The 16,164-nt window shown below is 68.1% G+C and carries 20 protein-coding genes; 12 read left to right on the plus strand and 8 right to left on the minus strand.

Translation table 11 applies throughout. The features are described from left to right. The first annotated feature begins 134 nt into the window (after positions 1–134). Positions 135–926: an MmpS family transport accessory protein gene (locus A5744_RS22210; RefSeq protein ID WP_076064554.1), complete on the plus strand. Its 792-nt coding sequence runs from the start codon at positions 135–137 to the stop codon at positions 924–926. 3 nt (positions 927–929) lie between these two features. On the opposite strand, the gene A5744_RS22215 is transcribed toward A5744_RS22210, so the two are convergent. After that, entirely contained in the window at positions 930–1,637 is a 708-nt protein-coding gene (locus A5744_RS22215; protein ID WP_076064524.1) for a ferritin-like fold-containing protein, read from the minus strand. A 247-nt stretch (positions 1,638–1,884) separates the two neighbouring features. Here A5744_RS22215 and A5744_RS22220 point away from each other — a divergent pair, with 247 nt between their 5' ends. Then, a complete protein-coding gene (locus A5744_RS22220) occupies positions 1,885–3,456 on the plus strand; it encodes a DEAD/DEAH box helicase (RefSeq protein WP_076064525.1) in 1,572 nt (523 codons plus the stop codon). A 14-nt stretch (positions 3,457–3,470) separates the two neighbouring features. Beyond that, positions 3,471–4,721: a hypothetical protein gene (locus A5744_RS22225; protein WP_076064526.1), complete on the plus strand. Its 1,251-nt coding sequence runs from the start codon at positions 3,471–3,473 to the stop codon at positions 4,719–4,721. Between the two features lie 10 nt (positions 4,722–4,731). On the opposite strand, the gene A5744_RS22230 is transcribed toward A5744_RS22225, so the two are convergent. Then, on the minus strand, positions 4,732–5,532 hold the full coding sequence (locus A5744_RS22230; RefSeq protein ID WP_076064527.1) for an AAA family ATPase: 801 nt from the start codon (positions 5,530–5,532) through the stop codon (positions 4,732–4,734). Positions 5,533–5,644: 112 nt separating this feature from the next. Here A5744_RS22230 and A5744_RS22235 point away from each other — a divergent pair, with 112 nt between their 5' ends. Genes A5744_RS22235 through A5744_RS22245 form a run of 3 tightly spaced genes read left to right on the plus strand, consistent with a single transcriptional unit; the run spans position 5,645 to position 7,811 of the window. Next, the gene (locus A5744_RS22235; RefSeq protein ID WP_076064528.1) at positions 5,645–6,235 is read left to right on the plus strand and encodes an acid phosphatase; all 591 of its coding nucleotides are present in this window, start codon (positions 5,645–5,647) and stop codon (positions 6,233–6,235) included. Then, positions 6,232–7,332 carry an isochorismate synthase gene (locus A5744_RS22240; protein ID WP_076064529.1) on the plus strand — a complete coding sequence of 367 codons (1,101 nt, stop codon included), beginning with the start codon at positions 6,232–6,234 and terminating at the stop codon, positions 7,330–7,332. The genes A5744_RS22235 and A5744_RS22240 overlap by 4 nt, the downstream gene beginning before the upstream one ends. After that, positions 7,329–7,811: a GNAT family N-acetyltransferase gene (locus A5744_RS22245; protein ID WP_076064530.1), complete on the plus strand. Its 483-nt coding sequence runs from the start codon at positions 7,329–7,331 to the stop codon at positions 7,809–7,811. Before A5744_RS22240 ends, A5744_RS22245 begins: the two co-directional genes overlap by 4 nt. Here the strand turns inward: A5744_RS22245 and A5744_RS22250 are convergent. Next, positions 7,763–8,206, minus strand: coding sequence for a hypothetical protein (locus A5744_RS22250; RefSeq protein WP_083679371.1), 444 nt, complete (start codon positions 8,204–8,206; stop codon positions 7,763–7,765). The two genes, A5744_RS22245 and A5744_RS22250, sit on opposite strands and share 49 nt — an antisense overlap. A gap of 93 nt (positions 8,207–8,299) precedes the next feature. Between A5744_RS22250 and A5744_RS22255 the strand changes: the two genes are divergently transcribed. Next, positions 8,300–9,274, plus strand: coding sequence for a diacylglycerol kinase family protein (locus tag A5744_RS22255; protein ID WP_076064532.1), 975 nt, complete (start codon positions 8,300–8,302; stop codon positions 9,272–9,274). A gap of 269 nt (positions 9,275–9,543) precedes the next feature. Next, positions 9,544–9,798, plus strand: coding sequence for a transcriptional regulator WhiB1 (whiB1, locus tag A5744_RS22260; protein WP_068070345.1), 255 nt, complete (start codon positions 9,544–9,546; stop codon positions 9,796–9,798). Positions 9,799–9,860: 62 nt separating this feature from the next. Here the strand turns inward: whiB1 and A5744_RS22265 are convergent, their stop codons facing one another. From A5744_RS22265 to sigH, 4 genes are all read right to left on the minus strand, one after another. Next, complete coding sequence (locus A5744_RS22265) at positions 9,861–11,363, minus strand: sensor histidine kinase (protein WP_076064533.1); 1,503 nt, start codon at positions 11,361–11,363, stop codon at positions 9,861–9,863. Between the two features lie 34 nt (positions 11,364–11,397). After that, the gene (locus tag A5744_RS22270; protein ID WP_076064555.1) at positions 11,398–11,613 is read right to left on the minus strand and encodes a biotin/lipoyl-binding carrier protein; all 216 of its coding nucleotides are present in this window, start codon (positions 11,611–11,613) and stop codon (positions 11,398–11,400) included. 310 nt (positions 11,614–11,923) lie between these two features. Continuing rightward, positions 11,924–12,226: a mycothiol system anti-sigma-R factor gene (rsrA, locus tag A5744_RS22275; RefSeq protein WP_076064534.1), complete on the minus strand. Its 303-nt coding sequence runs from the start codon at positions 12,224–12,226 to the stop codon at positions 11,924–11,926. Beyond that, entirely contained in the window at positions 12,223–12,867 is a 645-nt protein-coding gene (gene sigH, locus A5744_RS22280; RefSeq protein WP_170874566.1) for a sigma-70 family RNA polymerase sigma factor SigH, read from the minus strand. The genes rsrA and sigH overlap by 4 nt, the downstream gene beginning before the upstream one ends. A gap of 272 nt (positions 12,868–13,139) precedes the next feature. On the opposite strand from sigH, the gene A5744_RS22285 reads away from it, so the two are divergent. From A5744_RS22285 to A5744_RS22295, 3 genes are all read left to right on the plus strand, one after another. Then, positions 13,140–14,000 carry an NAD(P)-dependent oxidoreductase gene (locus A5744_RS22285; RefSeq protein WP_076064536.1) on the plus strand — a complete coding sequence of 287 codons (861 nt, stop codon included), beginning with the start codon at positions 13,140–13,142 and terminating at the stop codon, positions 13,998–14,000. 1 nt (position 14,001) lies between these two features. Next, entirely contained in the window at positions 14,002–14,469 is a 468-nt protein-coding gene (locus A5744_RS22290) for a YbaK/EbsC family protein (protein WP_076064537.1), read from the plus strand. Between the two features lie 80 nt (positions 14,470–14,549). Further along, positions 14,550–14,813: a hypothetical protein gene (locus A5744_RS22295; protein ID WP_076064556.1), complete on the plus strand. Its 264-nt coding sequence runs from the start codon at positions 14,550–14,552 to the stop codon at positions 14,811–14,813. Between the two features lies 1 nt (position 14,814). Here A5744_RS22295 and A5744_RS22300 read toward each other — a convergent pair whose 3' ends face one another. Continuing rightward, positions 14,815–15,684 (minus strand): 3-hydroxyacyl-CoA dehydrogenase family protein, encoded by an 870-nt coding sequence (locus A5744_RS22300; protein ID WP_076064538.1) that lies wholly within the window; start codon positions 15,682–15,684, stop codon positions 14,815–14,817. A gap of 115 nt (positions 15,685–15,799) precedes the next feature. Between A5744_RS22300 and A5744_RS22305 the strand changes: the two genes are divergently transcribed. Then, positions 15,800–16,164 (plus strand): DUF222 domain-containing protein (locus A5744_RS22305; protein ID WP_139331454.1); only part of this gene is annotated, 365 nt, incomplete at its 3' end.

Here is a 16,164-nt window from a genome sequence, read left to right on the forward strand (position 1 = left end):
GCGCGCCCCGGGCCCACGGCGGGCTACGCGGTGAGCGAAACGTCGATCGCGGACAGGTAACGATTGGCTACCAGCTGGGCCTACCCCCGGGTTCGACGCCGGATCCGTGTTTTCACATGGCTAACTTCGGCACCATGGGTACCACACTGCCCCCTATCGACAGGGTTCGCGCCCGCCCGGGCCGCGACGACTACGACCTCGACTACGACGACTACGACTACGACTACGACGACTACGGCCGTGACTACGACTTTGACCGTGACGCCGACGGCGACACCGAGGAGTTGTACCGGGCCGGGTCCGAGGGCGATTACAGCTGGACGGGCTGGCCGGCCGACTTTCGCGTGCGCCCGGTCACGGCCATTCTCGCCGCCGTGGTCGCGCTCGGAGCGATCGCAACCGCCGTCGTCCTCAACAGCGGCGACAGCGCATCGACCAAGGCGACGGTGGGACCCGCCCCGCAAACGCTGACCTCCGCGCCGCGGACCACGAGCCCGCCCAGCGCGGCGCCGAGCCAATCGCCGCTGCCGCAGGAAACGGTCACCACCGTGACGACGCCCCGCGCGGCTCCGACGCAGCCGCCGACCACCGCGCCGACCCTGGCGCCTACGGCCGCGCCGCCCGCCACGGCCGCGCCGCCACCGATCGCGGTGAACCCACGTACCGTCCTCTACACCGTGACCGGGACGAAGCAGCTGCTGGACCTGGTGAACATCGTCTACACCGACGCCCAGGGCTACCCGCAGACCGAGTTCAACGTGTCGCTGCCCTGGTCCAAAGTCGTTGTGCTGAATCCGGGCGTGCAGACCGAGTCGGTCGTCGCGACCAGCATTTACGGCCGGCTGAATTGCTCGATCGTCAACGCCGAGGGTCAAGCGGTGGCGGTCTCGGCCAACAACTCGATCATGGCGACCTGCACCCGTTAAGGGTCAGCTGAGGCCGAGCTCGTGCATCCGCCGGTCGTGGGTTTGCTGTAGCCGGTCGAAGAACGCGCCGAGCTGGCTCAGGCCGCCGGCACCGGAGACCACCAGGTCGACCAGCTCGTCGTGATCGGCCAGCAGGTATTGCGCCTGGGTGATGGCCTCGCCGAACAGGCGACGCGCCCACAGCGCGAGCCGGCTGCGCTGCTTGCTGCTGCCGGTCACGGCCGCGCGCACCTCCGCGACGACGAACTGGGAATGCCCGGTCTCCGACAGGGCCTCCCGCACCACATCGGCGACTTCGTCGGGCAGCACGTCGGCGATTTCCAGGTAGAGGTCGGCGGCCAAAGCGTCGCCGACGTACGTCTTCACCAGGGCTTCCAGCCAGGTGCTCGGCGTCGTCAGCCGGTGGTAGTTCTCCAATGTCGACGCGTACCTCGACATCGCCGACACCACGTCCACGCCGCGGCTTTCCAGGGCGTCGCGCAGCAACTCGTAGTGCTGCATCTCGGCGGCGGCCATGCTCGCCATCGAGATGCGACCCCGCAGGTCAGGGGCCATGCGAGCCTCGTCGGTCAGGCGGTAGAACGCGGCTATCTCGCCGTAGGCGAGCACCGCGAACAGTTCGTTGACGCCGGGGTGGTCCGCGGTGAGGCGTGGGGTAGGCGAATCGTCCACCTGATCGGCGGAGGAGGGCCCGGGAAGGGGCGGGGACATGGGCAACACTCTAGTCGCCGGACCTGGCGGAAGATGGGTGCCGGCTGTTGACCAGCTATCATGCTTGGAGGTGGTGGCGGTATTTCTTCTGCCGTTGCCACCGGCGAAATGTGCGTGCACAGCTGGCCCGCCCTAAACGAAGCAGGGGCCCGCGACTCGGCGACGTGAAGTCGGAATTCGTGCGCGCGTGACCGCGACAGAAAAACCGACCAACCGAAGACGTCACCGAAAGGCACAACACCCCCGTATGACCGCACTCACAAGCGCAACTGAACTGACCCCCCAAAATACGTTTGCCAAGCTCGGCGTCCGCGACGAAGTCGTGCGCGCGCTTGCCGAAGAAGGCATCGAAAGTCCTTTTGCCATCCAAGAATTGACCTTGCCGCTGGCTCTGGCCGGCGACGACGTGATCGGCCAGGCCCGCACCGGCATGGGCAAAACCTTCGCGTTCGGCGTGCCGCTGCTGCAGCGGATCACCGCCGGCGGCTCGAACGCTCAAGCCCGGCCGCTCAACGGCACGCCTCGCGCGCTGGTCGTCGTGCCGACCCGCGAGCTCTGCCTGCAGGTCACCGGCGACCTGGCCACGGCGGCCAAGTACCTGACCGCCGAGGGCGGCCGCCCGCTGTCGGTGGTGTCGATCTACGGCGGCCGGGCCTACGAGCCGCAGATCGAGGCGCTGCGCACCGGCGCCGACGTCGTCGTGGGCACCCCGGGCCGGCTGCTCGACCTATGCCAGCAGGGTCACCTGCAGCTCGGCGGGCTCTCGGTGCTGGTGCTCGACGAGGCCGACGAGATGCTCGACCTGGGCTTCCTGCCCGACATCGAGCGCATTCTGCGCCAGATTCCGGCCGACCGGCAATCGATGCTGTTCTCGGCGACCATGCCGGACCCGATCATCACGCTGGCCCGCACCTTCATGAACCAGCCCACCCACATCCGCGCCGAGGCCCCGCACTCGGCCGCCACCCACGACACCACCGAACAGTTCGTCTACCGCGCCCACGCGCTGGACAAGGTGGAGCTGGTCAGCCGGGTGTTGCAGGCGAACGACCGCGGCGCCACCATGATCTTCACCCGCACCAAGCGCACCGCGCAGAAGGTTGCCGACGAGCTGGCCGAACGGGGCTTCAAGGTCGGCGCGGTGCACGGCGACCTCGGGCAGATAGCGCGCGAGAAGGCGCTCAAGGCATTCCGGACCGGCGACATCGACGTGCTGGTCGCCACCGACGTGGCCGCCCGCGGCATCGACATCGACGACGTCACCCACGTCATCAACTACCAGATTCCCGAGGACGAACAGGCATACGTGCATCGGATCGGCCGCACCGGCCGCGCCGGCAAGGCCGGCGTCGCGGTCACCCTGGTGGACTGGGACGAGCTGCCCCGCTGGTCGATGATCAACAAGGCGCTGGGCCTGGACACCCCCGACCCGGCCGAGACCTACTCCAACTCACCGCACCTGTACGCCGAGCTGGGCATCCCGGCCGAGGCCGGCGGCAAGGTCGGCACGCCGCGTAAGTCGCCGGTCAAGCGCCGCGACACCAAGGGCTCGGGCCCGAGCTCGGGTCGAAGCTCGGGCGAGAGCTCGGGTCGAAGCTCGGCCCAGAAGTCGGGCCGCTCCGGCGCGAGGCGGCGTCGCACCCGCGGCGGGCAGCCCGTCTCAGGCCACCCGGCCGGCAACGGAGCCGCCAGCGATGGCAGTGGCAATGGCGGAGACGCCGAGACTCAGGCGAGCCCCAACGGCAGCGGAACCAACCGGCGCCGCCGTCGCCGCCGCAAGCCCGCCGAAACCACCGCCGCCTCCGCAATCGCCAACTGAGCCCACGCCGCGGCATGGTCAGACCCGAACGCCGGACCAAGGGCGACGTCATGGCCGCCGCGGCGATCGCGGTCGTCGTCGCCGCGACCGCCGCACTGATCTGGTGGACCAGCGACGCGCGGGCCGCCATCAGCCGGCCGGCCGCCATCGCCGCGCCCAACCCGACGCCGGCCCGCGAAGTGCCGGCGACCCTGCATCAGCTGTGGACGGCGAAGAGTGTCGGCACCACCGCACCCATCGTGGTCGGCGGGACGGTCACCACCGCCGACAGACGCCGGCTCGACGGGCGCGACGCCGGCACCGGCCAGTCACGCTGGAGCTACGCGCGCGACACGGATCTCTGCGGGGTGACGTGGCTCTACCGCTTCGCCGTCGCGGTCTACCGGGACGACCGCGGTTGCGGTCAGGTCAGCACGCTGGACGGCTCGACGGGTCGCCGCGGGCCCGCACGCAGCGGTACCGCCGATCCGCAGGTCCGCCTCTCCTCCGACGGCACGACGGTGTTGTCGGCGGGCGCTACCCGGCTGGAACTCTGGCGCTCGGACATGGTGCGGATGCTGGCCTACGGGGAAACCGATGCCCGGGTGAAACCGTCGGCGCGGGGCCTGCACTCCGGATGCCGGCTGGTCTCGGCGGCCGCCAGCTCGTCGGCGGTCTCGGTGTTCGAAAGCTGCGTGAATCAGGCGGATGTACGGCTTGTCCTGCTGCGCCCGGCCAAGGAAGACGACGAACCCCAACAACACGTCGTGTCCGAACCCGGGATCACGGCGGATTCGGGCGCCCGCGTGCTGGCCGTCCGGGAGAACAACACCGCGGTGTATCTGCCCGGCGGTTCCGGCGGGCAGCCCAGGGTCGACGTGATCGACGACACCGGCACCACCGTGTCGAGCACCCTGCTGCCCAAGCCGCCGTCGAGCTCGGCTCTCGCGTCCCAAGCGGGGGTGTCCCAGGCGGGCAACCTGGTGACCTGGTGGACCGGCGATTCCGTCATGGTCTTCGACGCGAACAGTCTGACCCCGCGCTATACCATCGCCGCCGGCGAGACGACGGCGCCGCTTGGGCCCGGCGTGATGATGGCGGGCAAGCTGCTGGTGCCGGTCACCGGCGCGATCGGCGTCTATAACCCGGTCAACGGCTCGAGCGAGCGCTACATCTCGGTCGATCGGGCGGCCAGCCGGGCGCAGCCGGGAACGCCCGTCGTCCCGGCGGTATCCGGTTCCAGGGTGTTCGAGCAGCGCGGCGACACCGTGGTCGCGCTGGGCTGACCGCGCGCCGCTAAATCTCTACCGCGAAGGTCGCCAGCGGTTTGCCGGACTTCCAGTGCTTGATCAACGCCTTCGCCAGCTCCTTGTAGGCGGTCGCGCCCTTGTTCTTGCGCCCGGCGATCACCGACGAGCCGGACGCGCTGGCCTCGGCGAAGCGCACCGTGCGCGGGATCGGCGGGGCGAGCACCTGCAGGTCGTAGCGGTCGGCGACATCGACCAGCACGTCGCGGGTGTGCGTGGTGCGGGAGTCGTACAGCGTCGGCAGCGCGCCCAGCATCCGCAGATTCGGGTTGGTGATCTGCTGGACGTCGGCGACGGTCCGCAGGAATTGGCCGACGCCGCGGTGAGCCAGCGTCTCGCACTGCAACGGCACGATGACCTCGTCCGCGGCCGTGAGCCCGTTGAGGGTGAGCACACCGAGCGACGGCGGGCAGTCGACGATCACCACGTCGAAGTCGTCGGAAACCTTGGCGAGTGCTCGTTTGAGCGCATACTCGCGGCCCGCCCGCATCAGCAGCATCGCCTCGGCGCCGGCCAGGTCAATGTTGGCCGGTAGCAGCGTCATTCCCTCCATCGTCGTGACCAGCGCGGCGTTGGGCTCGACCTCACCGAGCAGCACTTCGTGCACCGACACCGGTAGCTTGTCGGGATCGTGGCCGAGCGAGAAGGTCAGACAGCCCTGCGGGTCGAGATCGACAAGCAGCACCCGCCGGCCGCTCTCCACCATCGCCGCACCCAGCGAGGCGACGGTCGTGGTCTTGGCCACCCCGCCCTTCTGGTTGGCCACCGCCAGTACCCGGGTCTTACTCACAAGCACCCGCCCTCCACATTGTTGCCGCGGTCACAGTGCCCATCCTGGCATGTTCGACCGCCGTGCGCTTCGGCCGACGGGGCCGGCATGTCGTCCGGCAGAATCTGTCGGCATGGGCTTGCACAATCACCGTCTGGTGCTGCTGCGCCACGGCGAGACCGAGTGGTCGAAATCGGGCCAGCACACCGGCCGCACCGAGGTCGAGCTGACCGATGCCGGCCGCACGCAGGCCAAGCTGGCCGGGCGGGCGCTGGGCGAACTGAATCTCGTTGACCCGCTGGTGATCAGCAGCCCGCGGCGACGCTCCCTGACGACCGCCCAGTTGGCCGGGCTCACCGTCGACGAGGTGTCACCACTGCTCGCCGAGTGGGACTACGGGTCGTATGAGGGCCTGACCACGTCGCAGATCCAGGAGTCGGTGCCCGACTGGCTGGTGTGGACGCATGGATGCCCCGGCGGCGAGAGCGTCGCGCAGGTCAGCGAGCGCGCCGACCGGGCCGTCGCGATGGCGTTGGAGCACATGGATTCGCGCGACGTGTTGTTCGTGAGCCATGGCCATTTCTCCCGCGCGGTCATCACGCGGTGGGTCGAGCTGCCGCTCGTCGAAGGCCGCCGCTTCGGGATGATCACCGCCTCCATCGCCGTCTGCGGCTTCGAGCACGGGGTGCGGCAACTCTGTGCGCTCGGGTTGACCGGTCAGTGACAGCAACCGAGCCGCCGTTCGCGCTATGCGGGCCGCGCGGGACCCTGGTCGCCGACGGGGTGCGGACGCGCTACCGCGACGTGCGGGCGGCGCAAGCGGCGCTGCGATCGGGGTCGGCCCCAATCGTGTTGGGCGCGTTGCCTTTCGACCTCCACGCACCCGCCGCGCTGCTGGTGCCGAACACCGTGCTGCGCACCGACGGCCCGTCCGACTGGCCGACCGGCCCACTGCCGGCGGTGCGGGTCGCCGCCGCCGTCCCGCCACCCGCCGACTACCGCGTCCGGATTAGCCGGGCCCGGGACCGGCTCACCGTCCCGGGCAGCCCGCTGCACAAGGTCGTGCTCGCGCGCGCCCTGCGGCTGGTCGCCGATGCTCCGCTGGACGCGCGCGTCCTGTTGCGCCGGCTGGTGACCGCCGACCCGGCCGCCTACGGCTATCTCGTCGACCTGACCGCGGCGGGCGGAGACTACGCGGGTGCGGCGCTGGTGGGCGCCAGCCCCGAACTTCTGGTCGCTCGCTTCGGCGACCGCGTCGAGTGCCGGCCGTTCGCCGGCTCGGCGCCCCGCGCCCGCGACGCGGACCTCGACGCCGCCAACGGCGCGGCCCTGGCGGACTCGGCCAAGAACCGTCACGAGCACCAGCTGGTCATCGATACCATGCGGGCCGCCCTGGAGCCGCTGTGCGACGACCTGACGATCGCTTCCGAGCCGCAATTGAATCGCACGGCCGCGGTGTGGCACCTGTGCACACCGATCAGCGGTCGCTTGCGTGACAAGTCAACTACCGCAATCGATCTGGCATTGGCGCTGCATCCCACCCCCGCGGTCGGCGGGGTGCCGACCAAGGCAGCGGCCGAGCTCATCGCCGAGCTCGAAGGGGACCGTGGTTTCTACGCGGGAGCCGTGGGCTGGTGCGACGCCCGCGGCGACGGACGCTGGGTGGTGTCCCTTCGCTGCGCGCAGCTGTCGGCGGACCGTCGCACGGCCGTCGCGCACGCCGGCGGCGGCATCGTCGCGGAATCGGATCCCGATGACGAAGTCGACGAGACGACAACGAAATTCGCCACGATACTGGGCGCGCTGGGAGTCGACCAATGAGCGTAATTGTCCGCCGCGCCGCACGACAAGACTGCGCCGATATTGCCGAAATGATCCACGGGCTGGCCGAATTCGAACGCGCCGCCGAACAGTGCACGGTGACCGAAACACACGTTTCCACAGCGCTTTTCGCTAGTCCGCCGATGGTGCACGGTCACGTCGCGGAAGTCGACGGCGAGATCGCGGCGATGGCGCTGTGGTTTCTCAGCTTCTCCACGTGGGACGGCGTCGCGGGAATCTACCTCGAAGACCTGTTCGTCCGCCCGAGGTTTCGCCGCCGCGGCCTGGCCCGCGCGCTACTGAGGGCGCTGGCGCGCGAGTGCGTTGACAACGGCTATACGCGATTGTCGTGGGCCGTGCTGAACTGGAACGCCAATGCCATTGCGCTGTATGACGAAATCGGCGCGCAACCGCAGCGGGAGTGGACCACCTATCGGCTGTCCGGTCCGCCGTTGGCCGAGCTGGCCGGACCACGCTGATCGCCGCCGGCGGCCCAGCGCACCGACGCCGGAGTAAAAAGCAGGATCAGTGCGCTCAGCGCCAGGGCACCGACGGGAATCCCGAACGCCGGCTGATGCGAGCCCACCGCCACATACCAGGAAATCGGCAGCAGGAGCAGCTGGGTGAACACCGCCGGCCCGCGGCCCCAACGCTTGCCGATTACCAGCGCCCGCCCCGCGGCGAGCACCACGGCACCCGCGAGGACGAACCAGACCGCGGTGCCCAGGCCGTTGACCACGCGTTGGTCGGCTCCGGCGATCCCGCGCACCACCAGCACCGCGGCCATCGCCAGGGCGGCCACGCCCTGCGCCGCGACGATCCATCCCGCGACGCGCACCGTGGTTGGGGCGGGAGTCGGGGCCGGCGAATTCACAGCGTCAGCGTAGTCAGGCCGGCCCACCGGGCCCCGCGAGCGGCCGGTTCCCCCACAGCGGGGTCTTAACCGCCCCGCATAAGCTCGTCCATCATGCGCGCCGTGCTGATCGTGAATCCCACAGCCACTTCCACCACCCCGGCCGCTCGCGATCTGCTGGCGCACGCGCTGAAAAGCCGCCTTCAGCTCACCGTCGAGCACACCAGCCACCGCGGTCACGGCGGCGAAATCGCGCAGGCGGCCGCCGCCGACGGGGTTGACCTGGTCGTCGTGCACGGCGGCGACGGCACGGTGAGCGGGGTGGTCAACGGTCTGCTCGGCCATCCCGGCGCGGCGCGGGCCGAGCACCTGCCCGCGCTCGCGGTGGTGCCCGGCGGCTCGGCGAACGTGCTGGCCCGGTCGCTGGGCATCGCCCAGGACCCCGTCGCCGCCACCAACCAGCTCATCCAGCTGCTCGACGACTACCGCCGGCACCAGACCTGGCGCCGCATCGGGTTGATCGACTGCGGCGAGCGCTGGGCGCTGGTCAACGCCGGGATGGGCGTCGACGCGGAGGTGGTGGCCGCGGTGGAGGCCCAACGCGACAAGGGCGTCAAGGTCAACGCGCTGCGCTATTGGCGGGTGGCGATTCCCATCACGCTCGCGTTCAGGCGCCGCGACCCGGTGCTCACCCTGGAGCTACCCGACCGTGATCCCGTCCCAGGCGTGCACTTCGTGTGGGTGTCCAACACCAGTCCGTGGACCTACAGCAACAACCGGCCGCTGGTCACCAACCCCAGCTGCACCTTCGAGTCGGGCCTCGGCGTCTTCGCGCTCGACGGCATGAAGGTGCTGCCGACGCTGAACGTGCTGCGCCAGATCCTCTCGAAGGGCCCCAAGCCGAATGTGAAGCAAGTAGTGCGCGACGACGACGCGGCCTGGGTCCGCGTGACCTCGACCGCCGGCCCGATTCCCAGCCAGTTCGACGGCGATTATCTCGGCCTGCGCGAAACCATGACGTTCCGGTCGGTCCCCGACCTGCTCGCGGTCGCCGCACCGCCCGCGAAAAATATACCTGAGCTGCGATAACGCGGCATCGATCGGGCCCGCGGAAAATTGGTCCGGGCGGCGGCGGCCGCGCAGTGTAGTACAACGGAGTGAGGCTATGGGTACGAGATCGCCAAAGTGAGATAGCCCACGAGCTAACTGATGCTATTGACATCTGTTGTGCCTGTGAAACGATCGAAAGGTTGCATGCAGAAAATTCGTAAGGTACGGAAACCTTTTCTTGTGCACGCTTAACAGCCGAAGAAAATGCCCGTGCGGCTTGCTGCGCACTCAGTGAGGAGTAACAACGTATGGATTGGCGCCACAAGGCGGTCTGTCGCGACGAGGACCCGGAGCTGTTCTTCCCGGTGGGGAATAGCGGTCCGGCGCTCGCGCAGATCGCTGACGCGAAACTGGTCTGCAATCGGTGCTCGGTGACCACAGAGTGTCTCGCCTGGGCTCTGAACACCGGCCAGGACTCGGGCGTCTGGGGCGGAATGAGCGAAGACGAGCGGCGCGCGCTGAAGCGCCGCAACGCCCGGACGAAGGCCCGTAGCGGAGTCTGACCCAGTTTCTCCACTTACAGTGCGGCCCTGACAATCGTCGGGGCCGCACTGTTGCGTGGGTACTAGAGCAGTAATCGGGTCCGGCGGCCGATCGGCACCCGTAACACCACATCGGTGCCGCGCTCGGAGGCTTCGCTCATGCCCAGCGTGCCGTCCAGCTCCGCCGACACCAGGGTCCGCACGATCTGCAGGCCCAGGCTGTCGGACTTTTCCAGGTTGAACCCCTCGGGCAGACCACGCCCGTCGTCGTGCACCACGACGTCGAGCCAGCGCGCGGAACGCTCGGCGCGAATCGTCACGGACCCCTCCGCGGCCGCGGGGTCGAACGCGTGCTCGATCGCGTTCTGCACGAGCTCGGTAATGACCATGATCAGCGCCGTCGCGCGATCGGAGTCCAGGACGCCCAGGTCGCCGACCCGGTTGATCCGGATCGGCCGGTCCACGGACGCGACGTCGTTCATGATCGGCAGGATCCGGTCGATGACTTCGTCGAGGTTCACCTGTTCGTCCACCGACATCGACAACGCGTCGTGCACCAGCGCGATCGAGGACACCCGGCGCACCGACTCGATCAGGGCTTCCCGGCCCTCGGCATTGACCGTGCGGCGGGCCTGCAGGCGCAGCAGCGCCGCCACGGTCTGCAGGTTGTTCTTCACGCGGTGGTGGATCTCGCGGATCGTGGCGTCCTTGGAGATCAGGGCCCGGTCGCGCCGCTTCACCTCGGTGACGTCGCGGATCAGCACCGCAGCCCCGGCGCTCGAGCCGTGCACCACCAGTGGCAGCGTGCGCAGGAGCACCGTCGCGCCGCCGGCGTCGACCTCCATCCGCATGCTCTTCCCGCCGGCCAGCAGGTCCTGCACGTGCTCGGCCATCTCCTGCGCCTCGAACGAGTCGGAGATCAGCGGCCGCGTGATTTCGATGAGGTTGTGCCCCTCCAACTCCGTCGTCAGGCCCATCCGGTGGTAGGCCGACAGCGCGTTGGGGCTGGCGTAGGCGACCACGCCGTTGACGTCGAGACGGATGAAGCCGTCGCCCGCCCTCGGGGTCGAGCGCGACATGGCCACGTCCCCCACGTCGGGAAAGGTGCCCTCGGCGAGCATGTGAACGAGGTCCTCGGCGCAATCCCGGTAGGCCGTCTCCAATTGACCCGACGTGCGATCGGCGGCTACCGCGGTTTGGTGCCGGGTCAGCACCGCGACCACCTGGTCGCCGTAGCGAACCGGGGACGCCGCAACGTGCTGACCGGGCAGCTGCGACGAATGCTGTTGCCCCACAACACTTTCCCGGCCGATCTCGCCCGAACTGAAGGTTTCGGCGACGAGCGGCAGCCGGTCGGCGTCGACGACGCTACCCACCGCGTCGGTCTGCAGAACCGTCGGCGCGGTATTCGGCCGGCATTGCGCCACGCACACCAGCACGCTGTCGTCGCGGCGGACCCACATCAGGTAATCGGCGAATGACAGGTCCGCCAGCAGCTGCCATTCCCCGACCACCGCGTGCAAGTGATCCACCGCATTGCCGGGCAGCATGGTGTGCTCGGCAAGCAGATCACCGAGAGTGGACATCGGCCAAGCTTTTTCCGGGGCCTATTTCCGGGGCCTAGCTGATGACGGCGATGAGGTCGCCCGCCTGAATGACATCGCCGACCGAGACACTCACCTTGCTCACGGTGCCGTCGACCTCGGCCAGGACCGGGATCTCCATCTTCATCGATTCCAACAGCACCACCGTGTCGCCCTTGCCGATCTGGTCACCCTCTTTGACAACGACTTCGAGCACGCTGGCCACGATCTCGGCGCGAACATCCTCGGCCATCTTCACCCCACTCGTTTCGGCCCCACACGTTTCGGCGACTGCGCATGCTGGCTGCTGGTCCTGTATATCGAACCACAAGACCGGCCCAGACCGCGGCGCGCGGGCCGTCGACGTGGCGCGCGGCGTCTCGTGAGAGACTGGGCGGCAACATGCGGGCGCGCGGCGCCCGGCAGCCTAAGAACTGGCATCCCAGCAATCCCGGAGGTTCGAGAACATGGCCAAGCGTGGCCGCAAGAAGCGCGACCGCAAGTACAGCAAAGCCAACCACGGCAAACGGCCCAACTCGTAGCCGCGGGCGTTAGTCGGCGCGCTACTCCAGGCCCCGGATGATCGTCGTCCGGCGGATCTCCAGCCGGAGGCGCTCCTTTAAGGCGTCGGGGGCCTTCTCCCCCTTGCACTTGGTGGCGATCAGCGCCTTGATCCGCTCCTCGAGCCCGTAATGCTTGAAGCACCCGGGGCAGGCCTCCAGATGCTGGCGCAGCCGCTCCTTGGCCTCGGGCGTGCATTCGCCGTCGAGCAGCGTCCATACCTCCGCGATGACTTCGGCACACCCGATGCTGCCGTGGGAATCGTCGTCGGGGCACGAGTCGACCGGGCCGGAAAACTCGCTCATGACGACACCTCCTCGTGCGCCTGTGGGCCGCGGTTGAACCCTCGCTCCTTGGCCACGTCGGCCAGCAATCCGCGCAGCTGACGTCTGCCGCGGTGCAGCCGAGACATTACCGTCCCGATCGGCGTGTCCATGATCTCGGCGATCTCTTTGTAGGGGAAGCCCTCGACGTCGGCGTAGTAAACGGCCATCCGGAACTCTTCCGGCAACGCCTGCAGCGCCTCTTTGATCTCGGTGTCCGGCAGCGACTCCAGGGCTTCGACCTCGGCCGAGCGCAGCCCCGTGGAGGAATGCTCGGCATTGGACGCCAACTGCCAGTCGGTGATCGCCTCGGTCGGATACTCCGCGGGCTGGCGCTGCTTCTTGCGGTAGCTGTTGATGTAGGTGTTGGTCAGGATCCGGTACAGCCACGCCTTGAGGTTGGTGCCGGCCCGGAAGGAACGAAATCCCGCGTAGGCCTTCACCATGGTCTCTTGCAGCAGGTCCTCGGCGTCCGCGGGGTTGCGCGTCATGCGCAGGGCGCCGCCGTAGAGCTGGTCGATCAGGGGAATCGCGTCGCGTTCGAAACGCGCGGTCAGTTCCTCGTCGGTCTCTTCGGGGGCCGCGAGGCCGCCATCCTCTCGGCCATCTTGGGGGTCGGCCATATCGGTCAACACGGTCCCTTCTGCTGCGGTGTCGCCGGGCAGCGTCGAAAGCTCCACCGGACTCGCAGGAACGCGAGTCAACAGGCTCGTCGCCGTTGACACCAGACTGCTCCTCCCAATCTAAAGGCTGCTTCCGACACCGCCCGCCCGGGCCTGCCCAGGCGCATCAGTAACCTGCTGGTTTAACAGCGTTGGCCGGCGCGCTATTTCCTGGCCTTTCCGCGCCCGGTCCCCCACCCGGGCCGGTTGCGGCGGGACGTTAGTGTGACGCCATGTCCCACGCGAAGCCCCTCCAGGGCAAGACCATGTTCATCTCCGGCGCGAGTCGCGGCATCGGCCTCGCGATCGCCAAGCGCGCCGCGCAAGACGGCGCGAACGTCGCCCTGATCGCCAAGACCGCGGACCCGCACCCGAAGCTGCCGGGCACGGTGTACACCGCGGCCAAGGAGCTGGAGGAGGCGGGCGGACAGGCGCTGCCGATCGTCGGAGATGTCCGCGACCCCGATTCCGTTGAGTCCGCCGTGGCCAAGACCGTCGAGCAATTCGGCGGCATCGATATCTGCGTGAACAACGCCTCAGCGATCAACCTCGGGTCCATCACCGAGGTGCCGATGAAACGGTTCGACCTGATGAACGGGATCCAGGTGCGCGGCACGTACGCGGTGTCGCAGGCGTGCATTCCGCATTTGAAAGGCCGCGAAAACCCGCACATTCTGACGCTGTCGCCGCCGGTGCTGCTCGGCAAGGAGTGGCTGAAGCCGACGGCGTACATGATGGCTAAGTTCGGCATGACGCTGTGCGCGCTCGGGATGGCCGAGGAACTTCGCGCCGACGGCATCGCGTCGAACACGTTGTGGCCGCGCACTTTGGTGGCCACCGCAGCGGTGCAGAACCTGCTCGGCGGTGAAGAGGCGATGGGCCGGGCCCGCAAGCCCGAGGTGTATTCCGACGCTGCCTACGTCATCCTCAACAAGCCGGCACGCGAATACACCGGCAACACGCTGCTGTGCGAGGACGTGCTGGTCGAGTCCGGCGTCACCGACTTGTCGGTGTACAACTGCGTGCCGGGCGCGCAACTCGGCGTCGACTTCTGGGTCGACGGCGTCAACCCACCGGGATACAGCGGGCCCTAGCGTGGCGGGCGCTGCCACGCCGGCGCTAGCGGAGCTGGCCAAAGCCGGTGTGCCGCATGAGGTTTTGCGATTCGAGAACGTCGGCGACTTGTCGGCGTCCGGTGACGTCGCACCCGATCAGGTGTTTAAGACGCTGGTCGTCGCGCTGCCCGGCGAATTGGCGGTCGCAATTGTTCCGGTGCCGTCGCGATTGTCGCTGAAGGCGGTCGCCGCGGCGTTGGGCGCGGCGAAGGCCGGCATGGCCGAACCCGGCGCCGCCGGGCGGGCCACCGGCTACGTGGTCGGCGGCATCTCCCCGTTTGGTCAGCGCCGGCGGCTGCGCACGGTGCTGGACAGCTCCGCGTTGAACTGGGACCGCGTGCTGTGCAGCGCCGGCCGGCGCGGCTGGGATGTCGGGATTTCACCGCACCATCTGATCCTGGTCACGGGTGCTATCACCGCGGACATCGCCCGCACTACACGTGCTTAATAATGACCCTTGCGTGGAGTGTAGTCAGTTGACTACACTCCACGTTAATGCTGGTCCATGCAACATCACAGGAGGACTCGATGGAACCGAAGCGATCGATGAAGAAGACCCGCGGCGCGACGATCGCCGCCGCCGGCGCGCTGGCCGTTGTGGGGCTGCTGACCGCCGGGGTTGGCACCGCCAACGCCGACACGATTCAGACCGAGGGCAACTATCCGACTCGGGCCGCGTGTCAGGACGCCGGGCCGGGCGTGAAGGCGACGACGCCGGGTAACTGGAACAACTTCTGGTGCGTCCCGGATCGCGTGGCTCCCGGCAGCTGGCGCCTGGTGCTCAGCAACTGACTCAGCGATACGAGTAGAAGCCCTCGCCGGTCTTGATGCCGAGCTTGCCGGCATCGATGTAGGCCTGCAACAACTCGCGCACGTGCTTCGGTAGGTGCGGAAACTCTTGCGCGTAGTGGTTTTCGATATCGAGCACGACATCCAGGCCGACCAGATCCATCATCTGAAACGGCCCGGCCGGCACCCCCCAGTTGACTCTGAACATGCCGTCGACATCTTCGGGACGGGCCACGCCCTCGGCGACGACGGCCAGCGACTCCCGCTTGATGGCCGCCCAGATGCGGTTGAAGATGAACCCGGTGCACTCCTTGCGCGCCTCGAAGGGATGCACGCCGAACTCGGGCAGGACGGTCAGCAAGGTGTCGAGCAGGCCGCGGTCGGTCTCGCCGTCGGACATCAGGTCGACAGCATTGACCTGAGGCGGCATGTAGAAATGCATGTTGCACAAACGTGTTTTGTCGCGCACGTTTTCGGCCATCAGCCGTGACGGGTAGGACGAGGAATTCGTCGCGAAGATCGTGTTCGCCGGTGCCACCTGGTCGATCTGACCCCACAGCGGGATCTTGATTTCGAGCTTCTCCGGGGCGGACTCGACGGCAAGCCAGGCGTCGTCCAACGCTTCGCCCAGCGATGTCGTGGCGGTTGCGACGCCGACCTCGCCAAAGCCTTGCTCAGACACCAGCTGCGGTAGCGACTCGGCGACATACTGCGTCGCTTCCGCGAGCTGTTCGGCCCGCCGGGCATGGATTCGAACGGTTCCGCCGCGGCTGGCGAACATCAGCGCGATGCGGCGCCCCAGCGTGCCCGCCCCGATCACCGCGACGGGGCGGTTCCGGATGTCGTCGAACGTGTATGAATACGAGCCAGTCACACACGAATACTAAGTCGCGCGCATAAAACGTCATGGCGCTAAATCACTTGCGCCACTTTAGTTTCAGCAGTCCCTGGGTGGCGTTTTTGTCGGTGGGCTCGGATAGCTTCGCGGTATGAGTTCGGGCGGGATTGTCGATCGTGACGCGATCACGGCTGCGTTCGACGCGGTAGACGCCGCGCTCGACGGTGTGGCGCGGCTGGAATTCGACGCGCTGACCACCCCGGAGTGCCTGGGACTGTTGGAGCGCAGTGAACGCTGGCGGCGACGGTTACCGGCCCCGGAGCACAAATTGATCAATCACGTTGCCCGCCAAGCCACTCCGGAGGAGTTGGGTGGCAAGCTGTCGCACGCGATCGCCGAGCGAACGCTGATCAGCAAGGCCGAAGCAGCCCGGCGGATTAACGAGGCCGCCGATCTGGGGCCACGCCAAGCCCTGACCGGTGAGCAGTTGCCGCCGGTGTTGGCCAATACTGCCGC

This window comes from Mycobacterium sp. IS-1264 (assembly GCF_001954195.1).
Classification (GTDB): Bacteria; Actinomycetota; Actinomycetes; order Mycobacteriales; family Mycobacteriaceae; genus Mycobacterium.

Coding starts and splice junctions, on each gene's coding strand:
- A5744_RS22210 (WP_076064554.1), top strand. CDS start 135: ATGGGTACCACACTGCCCCCTATCGACAGGGTTCGCGCCCGCCCGGGC.
- A5744_RS22215 (WP_076064524.1), bottom strand. CDS start 1,637: ATGTCCCCGCCCCTTCCCGGGCCCTCCTCCGCCGATCAGGTGGACGAT.
- A5744_RS22220 (WP_076064525.1), top strand. CDS start 1,885: ATGACCGCACTCACAAGCGCAACTGAACTGACCCCCCAAAATACGTTT.
- A5744_RS22225 (WP_076064526.1), top strand. CDS start 3,471: ATGGTCAGACCCGAACGCCGGACCAAGGGCGACGTCATGGCCGCCGCG.
- A5744_RS22235 (WP_076064528.1), top strand. CDS start 5,645: ATGGGCTTGCACAATCACCGTCTGGTGCTGCTGCGCCACGGCGAGACC.
- A5744_RS22245 (WP_076064530.1), top strand. CDS start 7,329: ATGAGCGTAATTGTCCGCCGCGCCGCACGACAAGACTGCGCCGATATT.
- A5744_RS22255 (WP_076064532.1), top strand. CDS start 8,300: ATGCGCGCCGTGCTGATCGTGAATCCCACAGCCACTTCCACCACCCCG.
- whiB1 (WP_068070345.1), top strand. CDS start 9,544: ATGGATTGGCGCCACAAGGCGGTCTGTCGCGACGAGGACCCGGAGCTG.
- A5744_RS22265 (WP_076064533.1), bottom strand. CDS start 11,363: ATGTCCACTCTCGGTGATCTGCTTGCCGAGCACACCATGCTGCCCGGC.
- A5744_RS22270 (WP_076064555.1), bottom strand. CDS start 11,613: ATGGCCGAGGATGTTCGCGCCGAGATCGTGGCCAGCGTGCTCGAAGTC.
- rsrA (WP_076064534.1), bottom strand. CDS start 12,226: ATGAGCGAGTTTTCCGGCCCGGTCGACTCGTGCCCCGACGACGATTCC.
- sigH (WP_170874566.1), bottom strand. CDS start 12,867: ATGGCCGACCCCCAAGATGGCCGAGAGGATGGCGGCCTCGCGGCCCCC.
- A5744_RS22285 (WP_076064536.1), top strand. CDS start 13,140: ATGTCCCACGCGAAGCCCCTCCAGGGCAAGACCATGTTCATCTCCGGC.
- A5744_RS22295 (WP_076064556.1), top strand. CDS start 14,550: ATGGAACCGAAGCGATCGATGAAGAAGACCCGCGGCGCGACGATCGCC.